We start from the raw sequence: 21,629 nt of genomic DNA, 5'->3' as shown, positions 1-21,629 counted from the left end.
CGTCTTCTACTTACCTTTTCATAATTTTTATAAATAATATAAGAGTGGCCAACTGTTGTAAAACATGTGGACTAGAGTAGAAACCCATAGGTTTTGGCTCTTTTTATAAGCAAAGCCCAGCAACAAGCCCCCAAGTAGATAAAAAATAAACGAAGGGACATTAGAAGGTCCATGCATAACAGAAAAGAGAGAGGAAGTTAGCACAAGCCCTAACAAAGAGTTGTCAAAAACCGCACCTTGAAGAAGTCCTCTGAAAATGAGTTCCTCCTGGATGGGTCCAAAAACTGAGGAAGTCAAAATCAAAGACAGGGAAATTCCTCTGCTGACTTCCGCCAAGTGTTGAACTCCTGCGCCAGAAGAAATAGCGAAGAAATGAATATAAACCAGCGTCTCAAGCACACTTAGAAGAAAGATTGCAATGAAAAGTAAAAGTTGTTTCCTGCTTAACATCCCAAAAGAAATCATTTCAAACTTTCTAGCATAAGCAACACTCATCGAGGTTACTAGAAGACTTACAATAATCAATGCAGATTCATTTTGAAAAAAATCCCCATGATTAATCGTATAAGGAACTGTAATGACGATTAGTAGTACTAAAAATCCAAAGCACAAGGCATGAAATTTATCAAAAAACTCCATAAAATTATTCTCCTCAAGAAACAAACTTCTCTACACGTCATCCTTTAGTGCTAGTCTTTCCAAAACAAACCATTTGAGTAACCAAAACCCGACCACATAGACAGCCCCTAAGAATATAGCCATTAAAGATAACATGGGATTTAGGAAATAAAAGACCACCACAGATACAAAGGTTAGCACAAAAACGATAAAAGCAATGGTGTCAGAAGCCAAGACCAAAATATAAGGTGTCAACCAGTCTAAGGTTTTGGAATCTAGGAAAAATAAGTGTTTATACATGATGACCTCCTCTATGGCTGAAAAGCAAGACTTTTGTTTTTTACCCCAAGACCCTATGTAAAAAAGTGAGCAAAAATGGTAAGTTTGCGATGATATTATTAACAATATGAATCGAATAAGAAGGATAGACACTCTTCGTATAACGTGTTAGACAGGCAAACAGACAGCCCACTGCCGTATAGACAAAAATATCTGCGAGACTTGGCAAGCTAGAAAAGTGGGGCAAGGCAAATAAGAATGACGGAAAGAGAAGATCCTGCCCCCATCTCGAATCCTTAAAGAAGGCATGTTGAAGCAGGCCCCTACATACCAATTCTTCCATCAGAGGTCCTAGTACGATTAAGGTTAGGTAAACACCAAACTCCGCAAAATTTGTCTCACTATAGGCAATAAACAAATTCCACCCTTCATTAGTTCCCTGGACGTGTTTAGCTGTCAGATAGTTAAAGCAGATAAGTACAACAGCGGCTAACACCGTCAGAACAGAATAGCTCAACCACTTTTTCCTAGGGATACGAAAGAGATAAGCATGGCCCGACCTGACCAAAATCCAAACCATCAAGCAGATAAAGAGAAGACTGATGATGTTTCGAATCCAGATAATATTTCCTACCCAAGACGAGAACTCCCAATAATTGCTCCAAAATTGGGTTGTCCAAGACAGTCCGAAAAACAGAAACAAATAAGAAAGAATTGCACTCGTTTTGAAAAGAATAGCGTGTCTTTTCATATAAATCCTCCCTACTATCTACAAGACAGGATAGCTCACCTTGTCATGCTCTATTACTGCAAGATTAAGAAGACAGCTTGTTCTTTTTAAGGCTAACCTGACTACTAGATAATAGATACATTAAGGCATTAAAGACAATGAAAATATGTCCATAGAATAAAATCAACCTCGCATCCAAACCAAGATAAAGTTTGACCATCAAAAAGATGAGCAAAAAAATTTGAAACCATAAGGTTTTTCCAAAAATAAATTTAAAGCGATTTCGAATATCTACTTCCTTTATTTTTACCGCTACCCCTTTATTAGCAAGAAGGAAAACGCCTGCTTCAAATAATCCACTGTAGAGAACAATCCACCCAATCGATACATTAGAGATTTGTAAAAATGTCCCTAAAAGAATATTCAACATACTACTCAAGAAAATAACAAGAAATAATCTATATTTCATATTAAATACCTCCATTCACTTATTTCACGGACAGTTTAATAGAGCCTTCTAATAAAAGATTCTGTCAGAAGAGGAAGGCAAGCTACTTTTTATAATACTTCAAGCCCCAAATGAGTAGAAGCATAATAATCAAGCAGAGAATAGCGCCAATATAGGCAATTAGTTGTTGGTAAGATTCTCCTGCTGTGACACCTCTATACAAACAAATAATAGACATAAAACCTGTCAAGCCGATGAACATGAGTTGATTGGTTCTAGGACTAACCAAATCATCATCTTCAAACTCTCTTATCCTCATTTCCCTAGTGAGGTAAACAGTAACCAAAATAGAGGCCAAGTTAATAACCACTAAAAGAAATTGGAGAACTACGGAAAAATTTAAAAACTGACGAGATAGAAATAGATAAGTAGAGACAAGTAAAGGCAACTGACCTAAGAACAATCTCGCAAGGAAGATGTTCCGTTTTTTAGCAAGAAAAGTTTTCATTTCTTTGCTCCTTTCTTTTTAGTTAAAGCAAAATAGATCACAACCGCAATCATATAGGCTATGGTATAAAATAGATGATACCAAATACTCTCCCTAAGCGGATAAAGAAGGATAGACATGATCAGATACAAGATGAAAATGACAAATATTTTTTTCTTCATAAGATTTCCTCCTGAATGTTTGTTGAGTAAGAACCTTTACACTGTTAGTATAGCACTCATTTTGACCTTGGATCACTCAAATCACAAATGGTCATCAAAACATCTTGAATTGTAAAAAATTTAAAAAAGCAAGCATGAAAAACATACTTGCCCTTTACACCATATTGATACCAACTTAATTTGTAGATTTTTTATCCTGCTATCACATATCATTTTAACAGGCGAAACAATATTAAAGAAACTCCACTGTAGATTAAACTAGCGATAAAAAATCTTTTTATCTAATTAGATCTATCTTTATTCTTCTTTGGAGATTTTAAAAATTTTTCCCTAATTAAAGAAGTGATAAAAGAAACAAACATGCCAACAACAAAAACAATAAGAAAACTTTTGAAATCCATAATTACCTCCAAGTACAGTTCCTCTACTTACAGTCTCAAGCCTTTAAGCAACCATAATAGCCAATTGTAACATTGTTTTTGCATTCACGAGGAATACCTCTTTTTACTTTCGTCTTATTACAACCTTAATAAGGTTAGTATACTACTATTTTTTAAAATTTTCCATCCAAATCACGAATGGTCATCAAAACATCTTGAATTGTAAAAAATTTAAAAAAGCAAGCATGAAAAACATACTTGCCCTAAGGAGATTTAACAATGTAAAAATACATCGAAAGCTATTCAACCTTACTTCCGTCTGTTCTCATATATTCTCATGATTGCAACAAGGATAGCAGCTGTCCCACTTGCCAAAGCTAGAAGGGTAATAATAATGTTGAAGATTTCAGGCGTACTCCCTATTCTGTTGATAAGACGGAGTAGGGATATAACTGTCAACTGAATCAGGAGTATTGATTCTACTCTTACCATTGAAGTCAGTTGGTTTTCAACTGCATATAAAAAGACTGGTAGCATAACACAGGCTATAGCAATCACAAACAGATTGCCCCCCGTTTCTTCTCCCTTGTTCACCACGGAAATCATGAGAAGATTCGATGCTATGATCAACGTAGAACAGATGATAAAAAAGGATTTCTTATTCATTTAATATACCTCGCATACTATAGTATTTTAATTGATGACTTTGGGCAGTACTTCTTTCCACAAATCTTCTAATCATCAACTGACATCGAGTGAACTGTTAAAACCTGACGAAAGACTTGATTTTGACAGGTGGTATTTAGACTGGTATTAGGATGGCTTTCCACAATTTTCATAACAGTATAGAGACCAACTCCTCTCTCTTCCCCTTTAGAACTGGCTCCAAAGGAGAAAATCTCAGAAATATCTATGCCCTCTTCTTTGATGGAATTTTCAATGATAAAGGTCTCCTGTGCTCCATTTTTTAAAAAGGCGATTGAAACATGAGGTTGACTGGCCTCTGCACTGGCTTCAATAGCATTGTCACAAAGGATGGACACAATGGTTAGAAAATCAAGTAGACTCATCCCCTCGACCTGAATCTCCTCAGGAACTTCGACATTAAAGACAATCTTCTTATCTCTAGCTTTTAGAAATTTCCCTGCTAGAAGACTTTTGAGGGCACGGTCCCGAATATTTACCAATCTGCCAAGGTCATATTTGTTGTCCTGCAATTTCTGACTAGAATCCTTTAAGACCGAGTCGTAGACCTCTTTTATCTGCTCCATATCCTCCTCTTCAATGCCCAGACGTAAGCTGGTTAAGAGGTTGGTGTAGTCATGGCGAAAACTCCGCACTTCCTTGTAAAGTTCCTCTATATGCCGACTATAGCGTTCCATATCTCTGTAGCGCAAGACCTGCTCTTGGTCCAGTCTCTCATGAAGTTTGTCCTTCAAATAGGTATCCAATTTCTTGATAATCCCCATAAAAAAGAGCAAGTAAAAGACTAGGATCAGATGGCGAACAGTCTTTGATTGGATATCGTATGCATATTCAAAGTAAGACAGATTTTCCATGACTAGAAAGTAGGCCCCCATTATCCAGTTAATCGTAGTCAGAGACTTTTGAAAACTTTTATCGAGAATCTCCTTTCTCAAGCTAGTGAAATCATAGTCCAACCATTTCAAAAAGACTAATACTATGGAGTAAACGAATATCATAATCAACAAAAATAGAGGATTCCCATCTCCATCTACAATCCCTTGCCCCAAAAACGGAAACACAAAATAGGAAACACTTCTGTAAAAGATATCCATCAATACAATTGGAAAGAGACCATAAAAGAAAAGGAGTCTTTTAGAAAGCCCTCTTAACAATAAGAAAGACAAGCTGAGGCCGAACAAGGGTTCTATAAAGTATGACAGATAGTCAGTCAAGACTAAATAATTAAAAGTTGTAACAATTGCTGCTAGAAGAAATTTTAGAAGAAAGCCCTTAAAAATTTTATCTATAGTGAAACTAATTCCATCTACCTTAAAGAACATGATAATTTCTAGCCCAATAATAGCTAGTGAATACAATATCATCCAAAAAATATACATAAATTCTCCTCACCTAGTGCAAGTTATTAATAGCTTCAGACACTTCCCTGACCTTATAACGCGCTATCATACAGCTTCCACCATTGGGAAAGAAAAGGAGTTTTTCTTTCTTATCCAAACGAACTACATTGGCAGGATTGATGAGAAAAGAGCGGTGGCACTGCAAGAGACGGGGTTCCTGCTTGAAAACCTCCTCTAAACTCGCTGTAAATTCCAGCCTATCCGTCTTAGTATAGAGAATAACACGATGGGCTCTGGGCGACGTTTCGAGATAGTAAACCTCTTTAAAAGGATACTGGAATTGGGCAAATTTTGATTTAAAGTAAAAGCAATCTTCCGCCAGACTTTTACTGTCTTGACTATTGGCATAGAGAAGGGCTGTCTCGATCCGAGATTCAAACTCCTCTGCCGAAAGAGCCTTATCAATGTAGTCCAAAGCAGACACCTGATAGCGAAAGGACAGGGGCATAAACTCCGAGTGAGTCGTCACAAAGACAATCAGGGCATAGGGGTCTCGATCCCGAATCTTTCTAGCCACTTCCAGCCCCTTCATCTCCTCATTTCGAATCTCAATATCCAAAAAGAATAGCTGATGTGCGCCCTTCTCATGCACCTCTGCCAGCAGTTGATCTGGTTTGCCAAAAACTTCAAAAGAACTGGGAGTGATATGATGTTCCTTCAAGAGTTTCTCAATCGTCGCTTCAATCCTAGTCTGTTGGGAAAAATCATCTTCTAAAACAAATATTCTCATCTTCTTACTCTCCTTGTTTCGATTTCTTCCTAAAAAGAGAATAGCAAAAATACTTTGATACAAGCCCACCAAATCCTAAACAGGCCTTTAACGCTCCTGAAGGGTAGCTTGTTCCTCAAATAAGCATGATAATCTTACCACTATTTTATCATAAAATTCACTCAGCGCAATTCAAGACATTTCAATGACAATTAAAGATTTGAAGGCGAAAAAGGAGATAAAAGTGATAGACTGACAGTATCAAAATACAATTGCTATAATCAAAACTAGCACCCAGATTAGAGGAGGAATTCTCATGACAGATACAGACCCCATCAAAAGAGCTCAGACTTTGATTACGGATTTAAACAAAGCCTACCAAGCATGCAAACAGGCAAGCGCTGACGACGTCCGCTTTCAGGAGCAATTAAACTCTATTCTTGGCTTTCTAGCCAAGGCTGAAACAGTGGATAATCGATTCTTGATTGAACTGGAAAAATTTTACCAGACTTCCAGTCTTCTCATGGGACTCAGCGCTCTTGATCCAGATGCTCCTACACGCGCCGCTTGGCGGGCCTATGACCGCTTCCACTTTGACCAAGTCAAGACCAAGTTGAGTCTCTACGGACCAACCATTATCTTGTAGAAAATAAAAGAAGTTGAGACAAACTGAACTCAACTTCTTTTTTAGTATCATATAGGCAATGTTAGTCCTGCATCTGGCGTTTTACCTGATAAGGTAAGTACAAGACTAGTAAAACCAAACCAGCTCCTAGCAAGGCTAGAAGGGCTAGTTTTTCTTGGAAGGTAATCAACCCAACAACTAATTCCACTACTAAGACCAAACTGGTCAATCCTCGGACTACCGCCTGCAAACCTTTTTCCTTTTGCCCCTTGTCCAGCGGGAAGAGTTGGGTCAAATACTGGTAGTCAAAGGCATGATAGAGGGCCAGCAACTGGAAGAGCAAGAGGTAGTTAAAGAGGACTACTACCGCTGTTGCAATCCAAGATTGCTCAATAAAGACCTGCGCCAGTATGGAAAGTAAGAGCAGACGGAGACTGAGGGCAAAGAGATCTCCATTTCGCAAATAAGAACGCAGATAGAGATTTTGCCAAATCTTCCCAGGCACCTTCTGAACAACCTTTAGGATAAAGTCCAGATAGGCACGACGCTTGACGCTGTTTGAAATTCCCTTGACCTGCGTAAAGAGGGCAAAGAAACGAAGCAAGACTTGCTTACGCTTGCTTTCTTGGGCAATGACATAATCCCAGTCTAGTCCAGTTTCCGTGAAAAATTTGCTGGCCTTTTGACGAAAGAGGAAATATTTTCCTACCCCCAATAAAAGCACATAGACCAGAAAAACAGGCAAGCCATAACCCATGGCTAAAAATAAGGGCGCAAATAACAGCAAGAAAAGGGTCTGGACAAAGATCCAAAAGACTAGGGAAATTCCAGTTTGACGCTTGAGATGGAGTTTGATTTCCTCTTCTCCGACCAAGAGAAAGAGCTTGTCTGGAGCCTCCATATAGGTGGCAATTCCTCCCCAAAGCAAAAGTAAAACAGAGGTAATTCCTACAAATAAAAGGATAGGCCAATGATTTTCAGGAAAATCTTGTAAGAGTTGACTATACTGGTAGGCTAGAAAGCCCAGCAGGACTAGCAGGAACAAGACAAAGTGGTCATTGAGAACATAGCGCAGATAACCGACACACTCCTTACGAAAAGCCTGCTTTCTCTTTAAAAACAAGTCTTTCATAGCTCCTCCTCTTTGGTCAGAGCCAAGTAAATATCATTCAAGCTAGCCTCAGGCATATCAAATGCTTCGCGCAGTTGCAGGAGATTCCCCTTAGCACGCACTTCCCCTTTGTGAAGAATGACAAAAGCATCACACATCTTCTCCGCCGAATCCAGCACGTGAGTACTCATGAGAATAGACTTGCCTTTTTGCTTTTCCACTTCCAAAAGCTGAATCAAGTCTGCAATAGCCAGCGGATCAAGACCAAGAAAAGGCTCATCTACGATAAAGAGACTCGGATCCACCACAAAAGCACAGATAATCATGACCTTCTGTTTCATCCCTTTTGAAAAATGAACAGGGAACCAGTCTAATTTCTGGTCCAGACGGAACATTTTTAACAAAGGTTCTACTCGATCAAAAGCCACTTTCTGCTCAATACCATAAGCCATAGCAACCGTTTCGATATGCTCTCTGAGGGTCAATTCCTCATACAGGCTAGGTGTCTCAGGAATGTAGCCAATTTGCTTGCGGTAGCTCGTTGCATCTTCTTGCAGGGTCAAGCCATTGATATTGATAGAACCACTATAAGGTGTCAACAGACCGATAATTTCATTAATAGTCGTCGATTTCCCAGCACCATTGAGACCAATCAGACCAACCAACTGCCCACTTTCAACAGTAAAGGACACATCTTTCAAGACAGGGACATGGACATAGCCACCTGTCAGGTTTTTAATTTCTAACATATTTTCTCCAAATCTGGTATAATGTAGCTATATTATATCAAAATTCAATACAGTAGAGGTAGATTTTATGTCAGATTGCATTTTTTGTAAAATCATCGCAGGGGAAATTCCTGCTTCAAAAGTATATGAAGATGAGCAGGTTCTTGCCTTTCTTGATATCTCTCAAGTGACACCAGGACACACCTTGGTCGTACCCAAAGAACACTATCGCAATCTTTTGGAAATGGACGCTACTAGCGCCAGCCAACTCTTTGCCCAAGTACCAAAAGTGGCTCAAAAAGTCATGAAAGCTACCAAAGCTACTGGTATGAATATCATTGCCAACTGCGAAGAAATCGCTGGTCAAACCGTCTTTCATACCCACGTTCACCTTGTACCTCGTTACGGTGCGGACGATGACCTCAAGATTGATTTTATCGCACACGAACCAGACTTTGACAAACTTGCTCAAGTCGCTGAAACCATCAAAAATGCCTAAGGAGTTGCTATGAAATTATCTAATCTACTGCTATTTGCAGGAGCTGCAGCCGGAAGTTATCTGCTCACAAAAAATCGCCAAACCATCACAGATGAAGTCTTGAATACTACTGACCGCGTTCAAGCTATCAAGGATGATGTGGATATTATCCAAAACAGCCTGCAAATCATCGACCAGCAAAAAGAACTCATCAAAGAATACCAAGAAGACCTGACTTACAAGTTTAAGGTCTTGGAAAAAGATATCCAGACTAGACTAGCTGTCATCAAAGAAACACAGGAAATTGAAGATAAGTAAAAAGAGCCCGACGGCTCTTTTTTAAAACGTAAACAAGTTATAGCCCATCAACTATACATCATAATTTAGGCAACTCATTCACCATTTCACAACTAAATCGAAGACTTTCCGCCGTAATGAAAACACCTGAAACAGCTTGGTTTCAGGTGTCCGGAAACTTTGAGACCTAGGCTCAAAGTTTAGGTATGGAACTTCGAAGAAGGTCGCTACCGTCCGTCATTACTTAAGGAAAGTTTTAAAAAATCTATAAGTAAAAAGAGCCCGACGGCTCTTTTTGCTTTATTCTCCTTCAAAGGCATCTTTAATATGGTCAAAGAAGCCCTTTTTCTTTGGATTGACTTTTAAATCACCAGCAGCTGCGAATTCTTTCAAGGCTGCTTTTTGGCGGTCGTTCAAGCCTGTCGGTGTTACGACATTGACTGTAACGTATTGATCACCAACTGCACCGCCACGAAGGCTCGGAGCCCCTTTACCACGTAGGCGGAATTTCTTACCAGTCTGAGTTCCCTCTGGGATAACCAATTCAACATCACCATGAACAGTTGGGATATCTACTGTGTCACCAAGAGCCGCTTGGACAAAGTTGAGGTTGAGATTGTAGAAGATAGTAGTTCCTTCACGTTCAAACTTGTCGCTGGCTTCCACAGAAACCACTACATACAAATCACCATAAGGTCCACCATTAAAGCCAGCTTCACCCTGACCTGCTAGGCGAATTTGTTGACCTGTTTCCACACCAGCAGGGATTTTTACATGTACACTATGGGCTTGTTTTTCATGACCTGTTCCGTGACATGTTGTACATGGATCTTTAATTTCTTTTCCACGACCGTGACAGACATCACAGGTTACTTGACGACGCATCATACCAAGCGGAGTCTGCGTATCGACATTAATGACACCAGCGCCATGACAGCGTCCACAAGTGACTGGACTTGTTCCTGGCTTAGCACCTGAGCCATTACATGTACGACAGCTAGCTTCACGGTTATATTTGACTTCTTTTTCAGCTCCAAAAATAGCTTCTTCGAAGGTCAAATTCACACGGTATTGGAGGTCATCCCCTTGACGAGGAGCATTTGGATTGCGTGAAGCACCGCCTCCTCCGAAGAAACTTGAGAAGATATCTTCAAAACCACCGAAGCCTCCTGCCCCATCGAAACCGCCGAAACCACCAGCTCCACCAAAACCACCGTTGGCACCCGCAGCACCGTATTGGTCATAGGCAGCACGTTTTTGGTCGTCACTCAAAGTCTCATAAGCTTCCTGAACTTCCTTGTACTTTTCCTCAGCACCAGGCTCCTTGTTGATATCTGGGTGGTATTTTTTCGAAAGCTTACGATAAGCCTTTTTGATTTCGTCTGCCGAAGCGTTTTTTGACACCCCCAGACGATCATAAAATTCAGTATTGTTCATAATTCAAGATACAAAGGGCGTCAAACGGACACAGCCAAAATAGGGGTTTTGACGACGGACGCTTGCGTCCTAGAAAAACTATCTTTTTGGCACAGTCCGTAGCCCGTGTTCAGTTACTCGAACACCCTTGTTCCTTTCTGTTAATATTACGGAACGAATCCTCAATCTAGGTCGGGTTCAATTCCTTTCTTTATATATTGACGAGACAAACCACAAACAAATTATGTAAGTCCCTTTTTACCGAAAAACAGAGGCTGGGTTGCAACCTCTGGATTTCTTCTTATCATCATTAACATTTAAGTAAAGCACCGTAGAAGGACAATCAGTTTAGTGATTAGTCATTCTTACCTACCTCGCTCTCCTGATTTTCAAGCTCGGGATAAAATAGTCCACTGGACTATTTTATTTCTCCGTAAACTCTCCGTCTACGACGTCATCGCCTGCGTTTCCGGTTGCTTGTGCGCCTTCTGCTCCTGCTTGAGCTTGTTGCGCTGCTGCGGCTTGTTCGTAGAGTTTAACAGCAAGTCCTTGAGCTTTTTCGTTCAATGCTTCAAGTTTTGCTTTCATGTCGTCCAAGTTATTGTCTTCTTGCGCTTTCTTAAGGTCATCAAGGGCAGCTTGGGCAGCGTCACGTTCTGCGTCGAATCCTTTGCCTTCAGTTTCCTTGATTGTCTTTTCAGTCGCAAAGATCGCTTGGTCTACTTCGTTACGAAGGTCAACTTCTTCTTTACGTTTCTTATCTGCTTCTGCATTAGCTTCTGCATCTTTCATCATGCGATCGATTTCTTCGTCAGTCAAACCTGAGTTTGATTGGATGACAATTGTTTGTTCTTTTTGAGTTCCAAGGTCTTTGGCCTTAACAGACACGATACCGTTCTTGTCGATGTCAAATGTTACTTCGATTTGAGGAATTCCACGAGGTGCAGCTGGAATATCTGTCAATTGGAAACGTCCAAGAGTCTTGTTATCTGCTGCCATTGGGCGTTCACCTTGAAGAACGTGGATATCAACGGCTGGTTGGTTGTCTGCCGCAGTTGAGAAGACTTGTGATTTAGATGTTGGAATAGTAGTGTTGCGGTCGATGAGTTTTGTGAATACACCACCCATTGTTTCGATACCAAGTGACAATGGTGTTACGTCAAGAAGGACAACATCTTTGACATCACCAGTGATGACACCACCTTGGATGGCAGCACCCATAGCAACTACTTCGTCAGGGTTTACTGATTTGTTTGGTTCTTTACCAGTTTCAGCTTTAACAGCTTCTACAACAGCTGGGATACGAGTTGAACCACCAACAAGGATAACTTCGTCGATTTCTGACAAGCTCAAACCTGCATCTGAAAGTGCTTGACGAACTGGAACTTTTGTACGTTCTACAAGGTCACGAGTCAAATCGTCAAATTTCGCACGAGTCAAAGTCATTTCCAAGTGAAGAGGTCCAGCTTCACCAGCAGTGATAAATGGCAAGCTGATTTGAGTTGAAGTTACACCAGAAAGGTCTTTCTTAGCTTTTTCAGCAGCATCTTTCAAACGTTGCATTGCCATCTTATCAGTAGACAAGTCAATACCGTTTTCTTTCTTGAATTCTGCCACCAAGTGGTCGATGATTTTTTGGTCAAAGTCGTCACCACCAAGTTTGTTGTCCCCTGCAGTTGACAATACGTCGAAGACACCGTCACCCAATTCAAGGATAGAGACGTCAAATGTACCACCACCAAGGTCGAATACCAAGATTTTTTCTTCTTTATCAGTCTTGTCCAAACCGTAAGCAAGAGCTGCTGCAGTTGGTTCGTTGACGATACGTTCTACTTCAAGACCAGCGATTTTACCAGCGTCTTTTGTTGCTTGACGTTGAGCATCGTTGAAGTAAGCTGGAACTGTGATAACTGCTTTGGTTACTTTTTCACCAAGGTAGTCTTCAGCGTAGCCTTTCAAGTATTGAAGAATCATAGCTGAGATTTCTTGTGGAGTGTATTCTTTTCCGTTAGCAGAAACTTTTTCAGAAGTTCCCATCTTAGATTTGATAGAGATGACTGTATCTGGGTTTGTGACCGCTTGACGTTTTGCAGCATCACCAACGATGATTTCGCCGTTTTTGAATGAGACTACAGATGGAGTTGTGCGGTTTCCTTCTGGGTTTGCGATGATTTTGCTTTCAGTTCCTTCAAGAACTGCAACTGCTGAGTTTGTTGTACCTAAGTCAATACCGATAATTTTAGACATGTTTTTTCTCCTTGTTAGTTAATTTTCTTTTTTCCTTTTGATACTCTTCTTAGGTGGCGGCGCCGTCAGAACTTAACTTCGTCAATCTCTTTGACTAAACCTTGAGCCTAAGGTCTCAAAGTTTGCGCCAATAGCGCCACGGCGAAGAGTATCATCTTTGGTTTGCTTCGCTCACTATTGCAAAGCTGAACTACTTTTTTATCTTTCTTTCATAGTTTATTGTCGTTTCGGACAATACTAAATCAGTCTTTCTTACTTACTGACATATCTTCTGTAAGCAAGAATAACAATTGACCAATTAAAATAGGTTGCAATATAAGTTCTAATACTTTTTGCAGCCAAATTACTGGTTGCGTTCCAAAATAAGAAACTTGTGCTCCTTCCGAAATAGGATAAGCAAAAAATATCCCTACTACCAGAAAGAAAACGACAATTCCAATAGCCCAATTTGTAGCCGCTATCTTTTTCATTCTCATCTTCCTGCTATATTGTTTCGACATATAAAACTTCTAATTATACACCACCACCATTGCCGGTCTTAGGATACGGTCATGGAGTTTGTAGCCTTTTTGGAAGACTTGGGCGATGGTATCTGCTGGGTGTTCATCGTCTGCTGGGAGAGTTTGGATAGCCATATGGTAGTTATGGTCAAATTCACCATCAGCTGCGATTTCTTCGATTCCTTCTTCTTTCAAAGCGTGAATCAAGCTTTCTTGCACCATTTCCAAGCCCTTCTTCACATCATCAGTCAATCCTTCAACTGCGAGTGCACGCTCAAGGTTATCCAAAGAAGGGAGAATCGCTTTTGCCAAGTCCTGGCTACGATAACGTTGCAAGTTTTGACGCTCTTCATTGGCACGGCGTTGGATATTTTGCATTTCTGCATGAGCGCGAAGGTATTTATTTTCGAACTCATCTGCACGTTCATTTGCCAAGTCCAACTCTGACTTCTCAGGAGTTGTTTCTTCTACCGTTTCCACAACTTCCTCTTCTTGAACTTCTTCTACTTCTTCATTTTTTATATCTTGGGCCATTTTCGCCTCCTTTAATGATTTCAATCTTAATGTACTTCGTAATGATTACTGCTGAGGTAGCGGTAAAAATCTGTCAACTTCATGGTCAAAACACGGTTGACCACATTGACTTGGTTGATTAGCTGTTGGTAATCCAGATTGACTGGACCGATAATGGCTAGAATTCCAACTCCCCGATAAGGAATGAGGAACTTGCTACTAATCACCGCTAGGTCAGCTAGACAGGACTCTTGACTGTCTGCAACACGAACGTTTTGCATCTGATCTTCATGCAGCCCCTCACGAATTTCCAGGGCCACCTTTTGCGGTTGGTCAAAGAACTGATAGGCTGCTAGATTAGCAAAATTCAAGAGATTGACCTTGCCTGCCACCACAATGTTTTCGTTGAACATTTCCTTAAAAATGTGTTCAAAGAGATCAATCACATTGTCCGTAGTTGTGAAGTAACGCTGGATAATCTGCGGAATCTCCGTCCGAATCTTGTAGTGAATATCTAGAACGGTGTGGCCGAGGAAACGTTCCTGAATGATGCTCTTCAGTTTCAGCAAATCCTCCTGCAAGAAGTTCCTTGGAATCAGAAACTGACTGGTAACCGTTCGAGACTCGTCTAGGGTGAATACCGCTAAGGCTGTATGTTGCCCCAAAACAACGATATCAAAGGCTGTCAACCGTTGCCTGCTGGGCTCAACATCCAGCGCCACTACCGTACAGCCACTCAAGTCTGTCAGTAGATTGGCAGCCTCTTGCAGAATATCCTCTAGTTTGAAGAATTCCTGATCAAAGGCTTTGACAATCTCATATACCTCATTTTCAGCCAGTCGGTCAAAATCCAGTGAGTGTTTCACATAGTACTGAAAACCAGCAACACTCGGCATCCGACCACTTGAAGTATGAGCCTTCTCAAGTAACCCTTGCTTTTCTAAAGCCGCCATATCATTACGAATGGTAGCACTGCTAGAGTTAATAGACTCTTGCAAGGCTTTGGATCCGACAGGTTCGTGCGTTTTGGTAAAGATGTCAATAATCAGATTTAAAATATCCTGCTGACGCTCTGTAACCATCTCATCACTCCTCTCTGTCTGATCAATTAGCACTCAACACACTTAAGTGCTAACTCATGATTCTATTATACACCCTTAGAAGAGAATGTCAAGACAAAAACTCAAAAAATTAGCACTCTTTTACCAAGAGTGCTAAAAATCAGTCTAAAGACCTAGAGCTTTACCTTCCATCTACTCGGTATTTCTTTTTAGTCTGAAATAACCATAGATTAGATAAGAAATCAGAAAGGCATATAAAAGAAAAATAATGAAGAAAGACATAGAAAGATCTTCTCGAAACAAACTCATGCAAACAACAAGACCACCTGAGAAAGAAACTGTACAGGAACGAAGTCTATATCGCATAACTTCCCATCTGAGCCCCTTACTCATATAAACTTGATCCTCTGGAAGTAAATCAGAAGACGATTTACGAAGAATCGAACAAGAACCTGCTTCTATCAATTCCCAACCTCTATTTCTAAAATCTTGCAGTTCATGCTTATATTTTTTAAGAAATCTAGAATCATAGATACGGTAGATGACATCATCAGGTTGGCATTGGTCAAAATAGAACAAACCAAAACGACTCGTTCTATACCTCCAACCTTTCAAGTGCATCTCATGTAAATATTCTTCTTCCTTGTCCAAATCAACAATGGTGAAAATCCGAAATTCTACTCTGCTATTCATTGCCTTACCCCAAAATTAGAAAACATGCCGGGTGTTATTTATCAGATAATTCTTTCCACTTTTGAAACAATCTCCAAAAAATATAAGAAATCTGAATCGCATGGACTATCAATAAAACACCATCTATTATAACAATCAAAAACATTTCCCAACTGAAAGAACTACCTCCAGTGACAAACTTTGAGAAAACCGGTAGTAGAGCTAAAAAGAGAAGCAAAATAGGAAACATCCGCCTCGTTAAAATCCTTTTGACCATAGCTAACTTCCCGGACGCGTCGTTATAAATTTCAAACTCGGCTTCCGACTCAATTCCAGAATGAAGTTTTCTAAAGTAGGAAAAACCATTAAAGTCTGTAATATGCTCCCAGCCACAGTCTTTAAATAATTGTAAATAGGAGGCTCTATCGGATTTTTTCATGGGATAAAAGTCCAACTGATAAGACACCTGCTCCGGTTGGTACTTTTCAAAAGTATACTTAACCGCAACTACTAAGTTAGAGTAGGTTACTTCCTTGAGTTTCCAGCCCATAGCATGCATTTTTCTAAGATATAAAGCCTCTCTATCATAATCCGCAATGGTAGCAATTCTATAAACAACCTTCTTTTCCATCATCTTCCCTCCAGACTGTTTCTATAGAGCCGTTCAATACGTTTCAATTCAATATCTAAGACTTTTCGTCCCAAGTCTGTAATCTGATAAATTTTCCGTTTGTCCTCTTCTCGGACAAAGGAAATCAAACCATCCTTTTCCATCTTTGACAAGGTTCCATACATAGTCCCAGGACTAATCGAAACTTGCGAATCTGTCATCGCCTTGACCTTTTGCGTAATACTGTACCCATGACCTTCCTTTTGCAGACAGAACAAGATATAAAAACCCGTTTCCGTCATGGGAAGATAAACTCGACGAATCTTATCCGTTAATTCCATTTATAGCCACCTCCTATCCAGTTCGATATATCGCACTTCGTTATATAAAATATATCACACCTCGATATAAAATACAAGAAAAAAGACCACCCTCAGGCAATCTTTCTTCTATATTAGTATTAGTAAAGATCTAAATAATTATCAATTTCCCATTGTGAAACAAAGGTTGCATAACTTGCCCATTCGATTCGCTTGGCTTCAAGGAAACTAGTATAGATATGTTCTCCAAGAGCCGCTCTGACAACTTCATCTTCAGTCAAAGCCTTCAAAGCGTTGTGAAGGGTTGATGGAAGGTCTGTAATACCAGCTTCCTTACGCTCTTCTGCTGTCATGATGTAGATATTTTCTTCGATAGGAGCTGGTGCTTCGATTTTATTTTCAATACCATGCAAACCAACTTCCAAAAGAACAGCCATAGCGATGTAAGGGTTCGCCATTGGATCCACTGAACGCAACTCAAGACGAGTTCCCATACCACGTGAAGCAGGCACGCGCACAAGTGGCGAACGGTTACGACCAGCCCAAGCAATATAAACAGGCGCTTCATAACCTGGAACCAAACGTTTGTATGAGTTAACCGTTGGGTTCATGATAGCAGTATAGTTGTATGCATGTTTGATCAAACCACCAAGGAAATGGTAGGCAGTTTCTGACAACTGCATTCCTTTTGGATCATTTGGATCAAAGAAGGCATTGTTTCCTTCTGCATCAAACAAGGACATATTACAGTGCATACCTGATCCAGCAATACCAAATTTTGGTTTGGCCATAAAGGTTGCGTAAAGACCATGTTTGCGAGCAATGGTTTTAACAACAAGTTTGAAGATTTGAATCTTATCACAAGCACGGAGAACTTCATCGTACTTGAAGTCAATCTCATGCTGTCCAACCGCAACCTCGTGGTGACTGGCTTCTACTTCAAATCCCATTTTGGTCAAGACATTGACAATCTCACGGCGTGTATTGTCCGCAAGGTCAGTAGGCGCCAAATCAAAGTAGCCACCCTTGTCATTCACTTCAAGTGTTGGATCTCCATTTTCATCCAACTTAAATAGGAAGAATTCTGGCTCTGGCCCAAGGTTGAAGGACTTGAATCCTACTTCTTCCATGTGATGAAGAGCACGTTTCAAATTGCCACGAGGGTCACCTGCAAATGGTTCACCTTCTGTTGTATAGACATCACAGATCAAACCTGCAACACTTCCATTTTCATCTCCCCACGGGAAGACTGTCCATGTATCCAAGTCTGGGTACAAGTACATATCCGACTCATTGATACGTACAAAACCTTCGATAGAAGATCCATCAAACATAGCCTTGTTTGACAAGACCTTATCTAACTGTTCATCTGTAGCAGGAATTTCGACGTTTTTCATGGTTCCCAAAATATCTGAAAACATGAGACGAATAAAGGTAACATTTTTTTCCTTGACTTCACGACGAATATCTGCAGCTGTGATTGGCATGAGTTTTCTCCTTAATGTATGACTACTTGCGGTTGCCTAACCGCGACCAAAAGGTGACCGTACTGAAGCAAAGCGACCCTGTTGGAGGAGTTCATTGTGAAGTGCACGACGTACTTCAGTCTGACTAACCGCTTTCTTGGATTTCGCTTCACGTTCAGCATATTTTTTCTTAATGGCAGCGATATTATAACCTTCAGAGATATAATCTTTGATTTCAAGCAGACGATCCATGTCATTCAAGGAATACATGCGACGGTTCCCTTCGTTTCGATCAGGCTTAATCAACTCTTGATCTTCATAATAACGAATCTGACGCGCCGATAGATCGGTCAACTTCATAACACTGCCGATAGGAAAAACAGCCATATTTCGGCGAAATTCTTTTTCCTTCATTTACAATTTCCTTCTTTCTGTCTATTATAGTCTAAAAAAAGACAAACGTCAATTGATAATGTTATAAAATGTAACATTATTTTTCTTTTTTCTCTAAAAAGAGCCGAATACGATCAATATCGTAATTTACGAGAATTGCGACAAAAACTCCCATGAAAGTTTCTGATACACGCGCAAATACGTACAAAATTGTCTCTCCACTCGGAATCGATAGGGTAATGATTAACATGGCTGCTACACCACCAATAACCCCTGCTTTGTTATTCATGGCTACATTTGTCATAATGGTTAACATGGTGCATATTGGAACAACTACTAAGGTTACCCAAAAGGCTTCGTGGAAAAAGGTATTTAATAGGAAGAAGACCAGGGCATAGAGGCCACCGATACTATTTCCTAGAATACGCGAAGTCCCAAAATGGACACTCTTATCAAAACTCTCCCTCAGGCTAAAAACAGCTGTCAAAGCACCGATTTGAAGGCCTTTCCAACCAAAAAAGCCAAAAATCAAGAGAACTAGAAAAACAGCAATACCTGTTTTAAAGGTTCGCATACCAAGTTTGAACTGGGATTTATCGAATTTATATTTTTTAAAATAACTCATAATCTCAACTTTCTATTTCCATTTTATCATAAATCGGTGATTTTTATGAGTAATAGTTGAGAGGAAGCGTTTTTATTTTAAGCAAAAGAAAAGAGGAACTTTCATCCCTCTCTTCTTTGACTTGTTTATAAAATCTTATTTTTCTGTCAAGGCTGCAAGTCCTGGAAGAACTTTACCTTCAAGAAGTTCCATTGATGCTCCACCACCGCGTCACAAATACCTACACTAACACAAAAAGGTGACATAGCCACCTTTTTGTTAACGTTTCAGTTTTGTTCCTTTTTCTACAAAATCAGGATTTTGTAGAGACTAACGGGCTGAAATTATTTTTCTGTAAGTGCAGCCAAACCTGGCAATACTTTACCTTCGAGAAGTTCCATTGATGCTCCACCACCCGTACTAATCCATGAGAATTTGTCTGCGCGACCAAGGTTGATCGCTGCGGCAGCTGAGTCACCACCACCAATGATTGATTTAACTCCTGGTTGTTTCACGATAGCGTCCATCACACCAATTGTACCAGCTTGGAAGTCTGGGTTTTCAAATACACCCATAGGTCCGTTCCATACAACTGTTTTGGCACCAGTCAAAGCTTCGTCAAATTTAGCGATAGATTTTGGACCGATGTCAAGACCAAGGAAGCCTTCAGAAACTGCTTCACCTTCAGTGTCACGCACTTCAGTGTAACCAGCAAATGCGTTAGCTTCTTTTGAGTCAACTGGCAAGATCAATTTACCGTTTGCTTTTTCAAGAAGAGCTTTTGCAACATCCAATTTGTCTTCTTCTACAAGTGAGTTACCAATTTCGATACCTTGTGCTTTGTAGAATGTGTAAGTCATACCACCACCGATAAGGACTTTATCAGCTTTTTCAAGCAAGTTTTCGATAACACCGATCTTGTCTGAAACTTTTGAACCACCAAGGATCGCTACGAATGGACGTTCTGGAGTTTCAACTGCTTCTTGGATATAGGCAATTTCGTTTTCAAGAAGGAAACCAGCAACTGCTTTTTCAACGTTTGCTGAGATACCAACGTTAGATGCGTGTGCACGGTGAGCTGTACCGAATGCATCGTTTACGAAGATACCATCTCCAAGTGATGCCCAGTATTTACCAAGTTCAGGATCGTTTTTAGATTCTTTCTTGCCGTCAACATCTTCATAACGAGTGTTTTCAACCAAGAGAACTTGTCCATCTTCAAGAGCGTTGATTGCTGCTTCCAATTCAGCACCACGAGTGACACCTGGGATAAATTTAACTTCTTGTCCCAACTTAGCAGCCAAGTCAGCAGCTACAGGAGCAAGTGATTTACCAGCTTTGTCTGCTTCTTCTTTTACACGACCAAGGTGAGAGAAGAGGATAGCACGTCCACCTTGTTCAAGGATGTACTTGATAGTTGGAAGAGCTGCAGTGATACGGTTGTCGTTGGTAATCACGCCATCTTTTACAGGTACGTTGAAGTCAACACGAACGAGAACTTTTTTCCCTTTCAATTCAACGTCTTTAACAGTCAATTTTGCCATTAGATATGACTCCTTCTTTTTTTATACGTGTTAATTATATCACAAAATCAGCAAAAGAGATAGAAAAACCCTAAACTTTTCTTGTTCTTTTACCACTGTAAAAATTGACTCATCTACCTGTAGACTTTATCTTAGCAAACTCTATTTCCTTTCCTAAAAATAGTAGAACAAGGTAAAAACTATAATCCCATTTAGGATTGTATAATTCATTTAATCAAATTTAATAACTAGTTTTAAAAACATTGTTTTAGCCATACAAAAAACTAGCATCTAATTCATTTTCAGCCTACTTTCTTGAACTTTTAAAGAGTCGTTCCGTTCAAATTTTATTATCTAATCTTTCTTACTCTCCCACTTTTTTCTCTTCCATCTCTCACATCTCCACTTCATACTCTCCCACTTTTTACTATTACTCCTTAATTTAAAAAGATCAGTTCCTTTCAATTCTATCTTCTTGTTGGCAAGTATAAAATTTTCAATATCCTCTACTTGCTCATCGGTAATTTCTTTACACCTGAACCCACCCCCACCACGTGGTGAATGATTAAACATATCAAGGATACAATTTTTGTTTATTTCTATTAATTTTTTATTTTCAGTTTGTGGTTGGTAACTCTCCTTTGAAGCAACTATAGTATATCGTCTCTTTGGTCTACTACTTGCTTTAGGATGATCATTTTTTGCCCACTGATAATGATCTTCATAAGAAAATTGATCATATTTTACTGTTGAAAGCTTAACATCATTATAGTGTTCAAAAGGGTTATCCGCTACTTTTTCCACTTTATCACTGTTACTTTTTTCCCAATAGATTATCTCATCTACAATAAATACTAAGTCAACAAACCACTTATCATCTGATGGAGTTCCTTGTCTGGTAAACCAAAATAACGTATCTCCCTTTTTAAGTTGAGATGCTTTGATTTGATTGGTTTTACAAAATGTATTCAAAAATCTTTCGCTCCAAACATATGGATCTTGATTCCCTTTAAAATTATCACAGTATACACTAGTATCATCAATTTTTACTTCAATTCTATTTTGATGTAACATAATATAATTTGCCATAATATGCATTCTCCTATGTCATGTTCTATTTTAAAAGA

The 21,629-nt window shown here is 39.7% G+C and carries 27 protein-coding genes and 1 pseudogene; 3 read left to right on the top strand and 25 right to left on the bottom strand.

What is annotated here, in order from left to right; all coding sequences use genetic code 11:
- Positions 1-27 precede the first annotated feature (27 nt).
- The 10 genes from SK608_RS02290 to SK608_RS02245 all read right to left on the bottom strand — a co-directional run bounded on the left by SK608_RS02290 (position 28) and on the right by SK608_RS02245 (position 5,959).
- Positions 28-639: a CPBP family intramembrane glutamic endopeptidase gene (locus tag SK608_RS02290; RefSeq protein WP_033676248.1), complete on the bottom strand. Its 612-nt coding sequence runs from the start codon at positions 637-639 to the stop codon at positions 28-30.
- Between the two features lie 30 nt (positions 640-669).
- Positions 670-918, bottom strand: a complete 249-nt coding sequence (gene blpZ, locus SK608_RS02285; RefSeq protein WP_033676246.1) for an immunity protein BlpZ — start codon at positions 916-918, stop codon at positions 670-672.
- A gap of 40 nt (positions 919-958) precedes the next feature.
- The gene (locus SK608_RS02280; RefSeq protein ID WP_033676244.1) at positions 959-1,648 is read right to left on the bottom strand and encodes a CPBP family intramembrane glutamic endopeptidase; all 690 of its coding nucleotides are present in this window, start codon (positions 1,646-1,648) and stop codon (positions 959-961) included.
- Between the two features lie 64 nt (positions 1,649-1,712).
- Complete coding sequence (locus SK608_RS02275; RefSeq protein ID WP_000877389.1) at positions 1,713-2,096, bottom strand: hypothetical protein; 384 nt, start codon at positions 2,094-2,096, stop codon at positions 1,713-1,715.
- 82 nt (positions 2,097-2,178) lie between these two features.
- Positions 2,179-2,583, bottom strand: coding sequence for a hypothetical protein (locus tag SK608_RS02270; RefSeq protein WP_000846945.1), 405 nt, complete (start codon positions 2,581-2,583; stop codon positions 2,179-2,181).
- On the bottom strand, positions 2,580-2,744 hold the full coding sequence (locus SK608_RS10540; protein WP_033676241.1) for a hypothetical protein: 165 nt from the start codon (positions 2,742-2,744) through the stop codon (positions 2,580-2,582). Before SK608_RS10540 ends, SK608_RS02270 begins: the two co-directional genes overlap by 4 nt.
- Positions 2,745-3,025: 281 nt before the next feature.
- A complete protein-coding gene (locus tag SK608_RS11620; RefSeq protein WP_004269601.1) occupies positions 3,026-3,145 on the bottom strand; it encodes a PncF family bacteriocin immunity protein in 120 nt (39 codons plus the stop codon).
- Between the two features lie 288 nt (positions 3,146-3,433).
- Entirely contained in the window at positions 3,434-3,790 is a 357-nt protein-coding gene (locus tag SK608_RS02255; RefSeq protein WP_033676239.1) for a hypothetical protein, read from the bottom strand.
- Positions 3,791-3,858: 68 nt separating this feature from the next.
- Complete coding sequence (locus SK608_RS02250; protein WP_033676237.1) at positions 3,859-5,208, bottom strand: sensor histidine kinase; 1,350 nt, start codon at positions 5,206-5,208, stop codon at positions 3,859-3,861.
- Positions 5,209-5,221: 13 nt separating this feature from the next.
- Positions 5,222-5,959 (bottom strand): response regulator transcription factor, encoded by a 738-nt coding sequence (locus SK608_RS02245; protein WP_033676234.1) that lies wholly within the window; start codon positions 5,957-5,959, stop codon positions 5,222-5,224.
- 295 nt (positions 5,960-6,254) lie between these two features.
- Here SK608_RS02245 and SK608_RS02240 point away from each other — a divergent pair, with 295 nt between their 5' ends.
- Entirely contained in the window at positions 6,255-6,584 is a 330-nt protein-coding gene (locus SK608_RS02240) for a hypothetical protein (protein ID WP_033676230.1), read from the top strand.
- Positions 6,585-6,645: 61 nt separating this feature from the next.
- On the opposite strand, the gene SK608_RS02235 is transcribed toward SK608_RS02240, so the two are convergent.
- Entirely contained in the window at positions 6,646-7,695 is a 1,050-nt protein-coding gene (locus SK608_RS02235) for an ABC transporter permease (RefSeq protein ID WP_033676228.1), read from the bottom strand.
- The gene (locus SK608_RS02230; RefSeq protein WP_000889954.1) at positions 7,692-8,423 is read right to left on the bottom strand and encodes an ABC transporter ATP-binding protein; all 732 of its coding nucleotides are present in this window, start codon (positions 8,421-8,423) and stop codon (positions 7,692-7,694) included. The genes SK608_RS02235 and SK608_RS02230 overlap by 4 nt, the downstream gene beginning before the upstream one ends.
- Before the next feature lie 67 nt (positions 8,424-8,490).
- Between SK608_RS02230 and SK608_RS02225 the strand changes: the two genes are divergently transcribed.
- Entirely contained in the window at positions 8,491-8,901 is a 411-nt protein-coding gene (locus tag SK608_RS02225) for an HIT family protein (protein WP_033676227.1), read from the top strand.
- 9 nt (positions 8,902-8,910) lie between these two features.
- Entirely contained in the window at positions 8,911-9,198 is a 288-nt protein-coding gene (locus tag SK608_RS02220) for a hypothetical protein (protein ID WP_000777749.1), read from the top strand.
- 279 nt (positions 9,199-9,477) lie between these two features.
- Here the strand turns inward: SK608_RS02220 and dnaJ are convergent, their stop codons facing one another.
- The 13 genes and pseudogenes from dnaJ to SK608_RS02155 all read right to left on the bottom strand — a co-directional run bounded on the left by dnaJ (position 9,478) and on the right by SK608_RS02155 (position 21,591).
- On the bottom strand, positions 9,478-10,614 hold the full coding sequence (dnaJ, locus tag SK608_RS02215; protein WP_020902189.1) for a molecular chaperone DnaJ: 1,137 nt from the start codon (positions 10,612-10,614) through the stop codon (positions 9,478-9,480).
- Between the two features lie 402 nt (positions 10,615-11,016).
- Positions 11,017-12,840, bottom strand: coding sequence for a molecular chaperone DnaK (gene dnaK / locus SK608_RS02210; protein ID WP_000034661.1), 1,824 nt, complete (start codon positions 12,838-12,840; stop codon positions 11,017-11,019).
- Positions 12,841-13,082: 242 nt separating this feature from the next.
- Complete coding sequence (locus tag SK608_RS02205; protein WP_033676226.1) at positions 13,083-13,310, bottom strand: hypothetical protein; 228 nt, start codon at positions 13,308-13,310, stop codon at positions 13,083-13,085.
- Between the two features lie 39 nt (positions 13,311-13,349).
- Positions 13,350-13,874: a nucleotide exchange factor GrpE gene (gene grpE / locus SK608_RS02200; protein ID WP_000046038.1), complete on the bottom strand. Its 525-nt coding sequence runs from the start codon at positions 13,872-13,874 to the stop codon at positions 13,350-13,352.
- A gap of 26 nt (positions 13,875-13,900) precedes the next feature.
- On the bottom strand, positions 13,901-14,935 hold the full coding sequence (gene hrcA / locus SK608_RS02195; RefSeq protein ID WP_004261010.1) for a heat-inducible transcriptional repressor HrcA: 1,035 nt from the start codon (positions 14,933-14,935) through the stop codon (positions 13,901-13,903).
- Between the two features lie 160 nt (positions 14,936-15,095).
- Positions 15,096-15,607 (bottom strand): annotated as a pseudogene (locus SK608_RS02190) (DUF2812 domain-containing protein).
- A gap of 34 nt (positions 15,608-15,641) precedes the next feature.
- Positions 15,642-16,217 carry a DUF2812 domain-containing protein gene (locus SK608_RS02185; protein ID WP_033676363.1) on the bottom strand — a complete coding sequence of 192 codons (576 nt, stop codon included), beginning with the start codon at positions 16,215-16,217 and terminating at the stop codon, positions 15,642-15,644.
- Entirely contained in the window at positions 16,217-16,537 is a 321-nt protein-coding gene (locus SK608_RS02180; protein ID WP_033676221.1) for a PadR family transcriptional regulator, read from the bottom strand. The genes SK608_RS02185 and SK608_RS02180 overlap by 1 nt, the downstream gene beginning before the upstream one ends.
- A gap of 119 nt (positions 16,538-16,656) precedes the next feature.
- The gene (glnA, locus tag SK608_RS02175) at positions 16,657-18,003 is read right to left on the bottom strand and encodes a type I glutamate--ammonia ligase (RefSeq protein WP_033676218.1); all 1,347 of its coding nucleotides are present in this window, start codon (positions 18,001-18,003) and stop codon (positions 16,657-16,659) included.
- A 36-nt stretch (positions 18,004-18,039) separates the two neighbouring features.
- Positions 18,040-18,396 carry a transcriptional repressor GlnR gene (glnR, locus tag SK608_RS02170; protein WP_000659548.1) on the bottom strand — a complete coding sequence of 119 codons (357 nt, stop codon included), beginning with the start codon at positions 18,394-18,396 and terminating at the stop codon, positions 18,040-18,042.
- Between the two features lie 76 nt (positions 18,397-18,472).
- Positions 18,473-19,000: an FUSC family protein gene (locus SK608_RS02165; RefSeq protein WP_000119915.1), complete on the bottom strand. Its 528-nt coding sequence runs from the start codon at positions 18,998-19,000 to the stop codon at positions 18,473-18,475.
- Positions 19,001-19,323: 323 nt separating this feature from the next.
- On the bottom strand, positions 19,324-20,523 hold the full coding sequence (locus tag SK608_RS02160) for a phosphoglycerate kinase (RefSeq protein ID WP_001096780.1): 1,200 nt from the start codon (positions 20,521-20,523) through the stop codon (positions 19,324-19,326).
- A 333-nt stretch (positions 20,524-20,856) separates the two neighbouring features.
- A complete protein-coding gene (locus tag SK608_RS02155; protein WP_033676215.1) occupies positions 20,857-21,591 on the bottom strand; it encodes a hypothetical protein in 735 nt (244 codons plus the stop codon).
- Between the last annotated feature and the right edge of the window lie 38 nt (positions 21,592-21,629).

Source organism: Streptococcus mitis subsp. hohhotensis (assembly GCF_000722775.1).
Taxonomy (GTDB): Bacteria; Bacillota; Bacilli; order Lactobacillales; family Streptococcaceae; genus Streptococcus; species Streptococcus carlssonii.
This window is presented reverse-complemented; position numbering and strand designations above follow the sequence as displayed.